General features: G+C 69.3%; 1 protein-coding gene. It reads left to right on the top strand.

What is annotated here, in order from left to right; translation table 11 throughout:
* Positions 1-340 precede the first annotated feature (340 nt).
* Entirely contained in the window at positions 341-805 is a 465-nt protein-coding gene (locus RM812_RS41745; RefSeq protein ID WP_311586178.1) for an excalibur calcium-binding domain-containing protein, read from the top strand.
* Positions 806-1,254 lie beyond the last annotated feature (449 nt).

Here is a 1,254-nt window from a genome sequence, read left to right as displayed (position 1 = left end):
CGCATCAGGAGCGTTCCGCCTGTCAGAGAACGCGGCATCATCGTGTCCCGGGATGGTGCGCGTTGTCGCCTCGGACTGCTCCGTCAGCGTGTGTGAGGAGGCTTCGGGCTGTAGGTCAGAGCCTGCCGAGACATGCAGGACACATCGGTGGCGCTTTGGTGTGAGGGGGCCGCCCCGATGGTGATGACGTGGCCCTCAACGAAGCCCGAGCTCCTGCTGCCCCGCGCGGCAGCAGGGGCACCTTCGTCATCACGAAACGGTTGACCTCTCGCCTTCATCTACACATTTCCTTCACTGGACGGCTACCGTCGTCGCTGCAACGATCAACTAGGGGGGCGACATGACCAACCCGTACATACCTCCGGCAGGAGGACGGCCCGCGCCGAAGTGGGCTCGCAAGCGTTACGTAGGGCCCGCGTTGGCTCTCGCCTTCTTCCTCGGCATCGGGGCCGGCGCCGGCGACAGCCAGCCCAAGGACGACGCGAAGCCGGCCGCAGCCAAGCCCCAGCCCACCGTGACCGTCACCGCCACCCAGACCGCGACCGCGGAGCCCGAGCCGGCGCCGACCGTGACGGAGACCGTGGAAGTCGAGGTCACGGAGACGGTGACCGCCGAGCCCGCCTACGACACTGGCATCGGCGGAGGCGGCGGCAGTGACGACGACAACAGTGGCTCGGGAAGCGTCTACTACGAGAACTGCGCCGCTGCCCGAGCCGCCGGTGCGGCGCCCGTCCACCGTGGTGACCCCGGTTACGGCAGCCACCTCGACCGCGACAACGACGGCACCGGCTGCGACTGGGGCTGACAGTACAAAGCTGCCTCGACGGGGGAGCGAGGCGGGTCCGCGGAGCCTGCGGTGGCTGTGTGGGGGCGGGAGCCTGTCTCGGCTTCGTGTTCTATGGCTGGTGGGGTGCCGGGCTGGTCACGGGCCCGCCCGGGCTCGGCAGGGAAGCAGTGCAGATCTTCCTCCATTTTGTTCCCGCCGCGCTGGACTGGCCGCTGTCCAGGGGCCAGTGCGGATCGCTGGGGCGATCCGGCCGTGACGGTGGGAGACTGCGCTGCCGTGCGGGAGTCGTAGACCGCCAGGCCTAGAGCCTGCACCGCCGCCCGTGCATGCTTCGCGTCCAGGCTCTCATCGATGACCTCCAGGGCCGCGGCCGTGGAGACCCGCACGTCACGCCACAGCTCCTCGTAAGCAGCGAGCCGGTACACGATCGTGCGTCGGGCCTGCCGCTCCTCCGCGCTGACGCCACC

The sequence above is a fragment of the Streptomyces lancefieldiae genome, from assembly GCF_031845825.1.
GTDB classification, from domain to species: Bacteria; Actinomycetota; Actinomycetes; order Streptomycetales; family Streptomycetaceae; genus Streptomyces; species Streptomyces lancefieldiae.
Note: the sequence above shows the minus strand (reverse complement) of the source record. Positions and strands in the feature narration are given on the sequence as shown.